General features: G+C 68.6%; 3 protein-coding genes, 1 tRNA gene and 3 pseudogenes. 2 read left to right on the top strand and 5 right to left on the bottom strand.

Annotated elements, in window-relative coordinates:
• Window positions 1-147 (top strand): annotated as a pseudogene (locus tag ACOJSF_RS03390) (MTH938/NDUFAF3 family protein); the annotation flags it as partial.
• Here ACOJSF_RS03390 and secF read toward each other — a convergent pair.
• The 3 genes and pseudogenes from secF to yajC all read right to left on the bottom strand — a co-directional run.
• Window positions 115-1,095: pseudogene (secF, locus tag ACOJSF_RS03385) on the bottom strand (protein translocase subunit SecF); the annotation flags it as partial. The pseudogenes ACOJSF_RS03390 and secF sit on opposite strands and share 33 nt — an antisense overlap.
• Before the next feature lie 150 nt (window positions 1,096-1,245).
• Window positions 1,246-2,844, bottom strand: a complete 1,599-nt coding sequence (gene secD / locus ACOJSF_RS03380; protein WP_420140820.1) for a protein translocase subunit SecD — start codon at window positions 2,842-2,844, stop codon at window positions 1,246-1,248.
• A gap of 7 nt (window positions 2,845-2,851) precedes the next feature.
• A complete protein-coding gene (gene yajC / locus ACOJSF_RS03375; RefSeq protein WP_420140821.1) occupies window positions 2,852-3,190 on the bottom strand; it encodes a preprotein translocase subunit YajC in 339 nt (112 codons plus the stop codon).
• Between the two features lie 145 nt (window positions 3,191-3,335).
• Between yajC and ACOJSF_RS03370 the strand changes: the two genes are divergently transcribed.
• Window positions 3,336-3,412: transfer RNA gene (locus ACOJSF_RS03370), tRNA-Pro, on the top strand.
• Between the two features lie 219 nt (window positions 3,413-3,631).
• Here ACOJSF_RS03370 and ACOJSF_RS03365 read toward each other — a convergent pair.
• Window positions 3,632-3,904 carry a CBU_0592 family membrane protein gene (locus tag ACOJSF_RS03365; RefSeq protein ID WP_420140819.1) on the bottom strand — a complete coding sequence of 91 codons (273 nt, stop codon included), beginning with the start codon at window positions 3,902-3,904 and terminating at the stop codon, window positions 3,632-3,634.
• Window positions 3,905-3,953: 49 nt separating this feature from the next.
• Window positions 3,954-4,346 (bottom strand): annotated as a pseudogene (locus ACOJSF_RS03360) (FAD-dependent oxidoreductase); the annotation flags it as partial.

The raw sequence follows: 4,346 nt of genomic DNA, 5'->3' as shown, positions 1-4,346 counted from the left end.
CGGCTGATCCGCCCGCCCCTCGCGTTGACTAGGGCGCTGGCTGCGCTGGGTGTCGGCGTTGAAGTGATGGACAGCCGCGCGGCAGCACGCGCCTGGGGCGTGCTGCGCGCCGAACTGCGCTGGATCGCGGGCGCGCTGTACCCGCTCGGCCCCGGCGGCGGCCTTGGCGGTGACGGGCTTGCGATCCAGCGCCTGCGGCCTGAGCCCGAGCGAGATCAGCAGCGAGGAGGAGACGTAGATCGACGAATAGGTGCCGACGACGATGCCCAGCATCATCGCCGCGGTGAAGCCGCGCAGCACGTGCCCGCCGAACATCAGCAGCGACGCCAGAGCAAGCATCAAAGTGATCGATGACATTACTGTGAGCGGCAGCGTCTCTTTGACGGAGAGATCGATCAGCGCGCGCATGTCCATGCTGCGATATTTGCGCATATTTTCGCGGATGCGGTCGTCGATCACGATCTTGTCGTTGATCGAATAGCCGACGATCGTGAGCACGGCGGCGACGATGTTGAGATCGAATTCGAGCCGGGTCAGCGCGAAGAAGCCGAGCGTCATCAACAGATCGTGCGCGACGGCGACGAAGGTCGAGACGCCGAACTGCCATTCGTAGCGCAGCCACGAAAAGACCGCGATGCCGAGGATGGCGAGGAAGACGGCGAGCAGGCCGTTGCGGATCAGTTCGTTCGAGACCTTGCCCGAGACCGTCTCCGCCTTGTTGAAGGCGACGCCCGGATAGCGCGCGGACAGATCGTCCTGGACGCGCTTGACCAGCCGGTTGGTCGCGCCTTCATCGGTCGAGTCGGGGAGCGGCAGGCGGATCGACACGACATTGGGCGCGCCGAAGGTCTGGAGGCTCGCCTCGCCCACTTCGAGCGAGTCGACCTCGGTCCGCAGCCGGTCGAGCGGAGGGGGCGACTGGAAGCGCGCCTCGATCATCACGCCGCCGATGAAGTCGACGCCCAGGTTGAGCCCGCGCAGGCCCACGAGCGTGCAGGCGGCGATGGTCAGCAGCGCCGTCAGTCCGAACGCCCAGTAGCGCAGGCGGACGAAGCCGATGTTGGTGTTGTCGGGAACGAGCTTGAGAAGGCGCATGGTGTCAGGCTCCAAGCCCTCTCCCTCGAGGGAGTGGGTTGGGTGAGGGTGGCGAACGATGAGCAAGCACGCGACGGCTTCGCCGCCGCTCCCCCTCATCCCGGCCTTCTCCCCGGCGGGGAGAAGGAGAAGGCTGTCGCAGCGGCCGCATCAGATATGGATTTCGGTCGGACGGCGGCGCTTGAGCCAGCCGGCGGCGAGCATGCGGGTGAAGGTGACTGCGGTGAACACGCTGGTGGCGATGCCGATCAGCAGCACGACCGCGAAGCCCTTGACCGGCCCCGAGCCCAGGAAGAGCATGATCAGGCCGGAAATGGCGTGGACCGTGTTCGCTTCGAAGATGGTGCGGCTGGCTTCCTTATAGCCGAGTTCGACCGACTGGACGACGCCGCGCCCGCGCCGCCGCTCCTCACGGATGCGCTCGTTGATCAGCACGTTGGCGTCGACTGCCGTACCGATCGTCAGCACGAAGCCGGCGATGCCGGGTAGGGTGAGCGTCGCGCCGAGCGCCGCCATCACCGCCAGGATGACGAAGATGTTCAGCACCACCGCCGCGTTCGCATAGACGCCGAAGCGGCCATAGGTGACGAGCATGAACACGATCACCGCCACGCTGGCGATGACGCTCGCGACCACGCCCGCGCGGATCGAGTCCGCGCCGAGCTGCGGCCCGACGGTGCGCTCCTCGATCACCTTCAGCGCGACCGGCAGCTTGCCCGAGCGCAGCGCGATGGCGAGCTGGTTGGCGCTTTCGGTGGTGAAATTGCCGTTGATGATCGCGTTGCCGCCGAGGATCGGCTCGTTGATGTTCGGCGCCGACAGCACGCTGTTGTCGAGGATCATCGCGAACGGCTTGCCGGTGTTTTCCTGCGTCACGCGCGCGAACTTGCGGCCGCCGGTCGAATTGAACTTGATCGACACGGCCGGGCGCTGGTTGTCGTCCTTCGTCAGCTGCGCGTCGATCAGGTCGTCGCCCGAAATGACGACGCGCCGCTGGACGGCGATGACGGGCACGCCGCCGGGATTGTCGGGATAGGGCAGGACCTGCGCGCCGGCGGGGGCGCGGCCCTGCGCGACCTCGTTGGGATCGGCATCGATCGCGACCAATTTGAATTCCAGCTTGGCGGTCTTGCCGAGCAGCTGCTTGAGCGCGGCGGGATCCTGCAGGCCGGGCACCTGGACGAGGATGCGGCTGCGCCCTTCGCGCACGATCGTCGGCTCCCGCGTGCCGAGTTCGTCGATGCGCTTGCGCACCACCTCGGTCGCGACCTGCATCGCGCTGTCGGTCGCGGCGGCGAGGCCCGCCTGCGTCGGCGTCATCACGACGCGGGTCGAATCGACCACCTGCACGTTCCAGTCGCGCTGGCCGGACAGGCCGGTCGGCTGGGTCAGCGTGCGCAGCCGCTCGACCGTGGCGTCCAGCTGCGCCACGTCGCGGACGAAGAAGGACAGGCGACCACCCGAGGTCGAGATGTCGCCGATCGCGATCTTGGGCTCCCCGCGCCGCATCTCGGTGCGGACGGTGTCCTCCATCTTCTGGAGGTTCTGGCGGGTGAGGTCGGCGACGTCGGCCTCGAGCAGCAGGTGGCTGCCGCCCGAGAGATCGAGCCCGAGGTTGATGCGGGGGAAGCCGCCGAGACCGATCTGGCGCGCGGTCGCCTCCGGCATCAGGCTGGGGATGGCGAAGAACACGCCGAGCGCGAGCAGCCCCCAGATCCACAGGACCTTCCAGCGCGGAAAATCGAGCATCGGCCGGTCAGTCGTTCGCGGGCTTGCCGCCGGGCAGGCGGACGTCGCTGAGCGTGCTCTTGAGCGCGCGGACGCGGACATTGGGGCCAAGCTCCAGCTCGACCTCGTCGCCGTCGACGCGCGTCACCTTGCCGATCAGGCCGCCGCCGGTGACGACGGTGTCACCCTTCTTCGCCGCCTCGATCCGGGCGCGGTGCGCCTTCTGCGCGCGCTGCTGCGGACGCCACAGCAGCAGATAGAAGATGCCAAGGATCAGGACCCACGGCACGACCAGCGACACGAGGGAGCCGGCACCCCCCTGCGACGCGGAACCGGCGGCCTGGGCGAAAGCGGGCGAGGCGAACATCGGGCTATTCACGTCCTGAAAGCGATGGCGGGCGGCCGAAGGGCGGCACCCTGGAAAGAAGCGGCGCGCCTATCACGGCGCAGGGGAGCGGGCAATGGCGCGCTTGCCAAAGCGGCCAAGCGCCTCTAGTGGCGCGGGCCTTGGTCGGGGCGTAGCGCAGCCTGGTAGCGCATCACACTGGGGGTGTGGGGGTCGCAGGTTCGAATCCTGTCGCCCCGACCAGTCTTCTTCTAGCGAAATGCCGGCGCCATCTTTGGCGGTCACCCCGGGCTGGACCCGGGGTCCCGCTTCTCCTTGTCTCTTCGGCATCATGGACGCACGGGATGTGGCGGGCCCGCCATCGCCGTCGGGCGTCGTCGAAACCATTCAATCGGCTTGCCTGAGAAGGAGCGGGACCCCGGGTCGAGCCCGGGGTGACGAATTACCTTATGGGGGTGCGTATCATGCCTGCGGACGGGCACTGCCCGCCAGCAAGCGGGCCAGCGCGAACAGGCCGATCGTGATCCAGATCACGTTGTTGAACACCGACGGCAGCGCCATGTGCGCCCAGCCGTTGATCGCCATGCCCAGCGCGCCGAAGACGTTCATCAGCTGGTAGGCCCAGGATCGCGCGCGCAGCCGCCCGGTCGAGAGCAGGGCGTAGGCCAGCAGCACCGCGATCGAACCTGCCCAGCCGGCGAGTTCGATCAGGAGGGCGGGGGTGAGCGCGGGCATGGCGATGCCGTATCGCCTGATCGGCCCCTGGGGAAGCAGGCCGGATCGATCAGAGCCCCTCGCCGCCGACCCAGTGCGCGTGGGCGAGCTTGCGCGCCACCGCCCAGGTCTGAACGCGGATGTCGGGCACGGCGACGATTTCCCAGAAGGCGCCGCGCGTCATCGGCCCGAGCGCGAGCAGGCGGGGGTTGGGGCGGCCGTCGGCGGCGCTCGTCTCCGCCTCGGCCGTCACCTCGATCCCCAGCAGGCGCGGATCGGGACGGATCAGGCCGCGCGCGAGCAAGGCGCGCAGCAGCGGTTCGTGCGTGCGCGTCACGTCGCCCTGCGTGCCGGTGCAGTTGACGAGGCGGCGGACGCGTTCGGTGACGAAGGCGTCGGTGCCGCGCGGGCGCCACGATAGCGCGATGCCGTCGCCCGCGCGCGCCCAGCCGGCGAGCTTGCC

This window comes from Sphingomonas sp., from assembly GCF_048594985.1.
Classification (GTDB): domain Bacteria; phylum Pseudomonadota; class Alphaproteobacteria; order Sphingomonadales; family Sphingomonadaceae; genus Sphingomonas_I.
This window is presented reverse-complemented; position numbering and strand designations above follow the sequence as displayed.

Coding starts and splice junctions, on each gene's coding strand:
- secD (WP_420140820.1), bottom strand. CDS start 2,844: ATGCTCGATTTTCCGCGCTGGAAGGTCCTGTGGATCTGGGGGCTGCTC.
- yajC (WP_420140821.1), bottom strand. CDS start 3,190: ATGTTCGCCTCGCCCGCTTTCGCCCAGGCCGCCGGTTCCGCGTCGCAG.
- ACOJSF_RS03365 (WP_420140819.1), bottom strand. CDS start 3,904: ATGCCCGCGCTCACCCCCGCCCTCCTGATCGAACTCGCCGGCTGGGCA.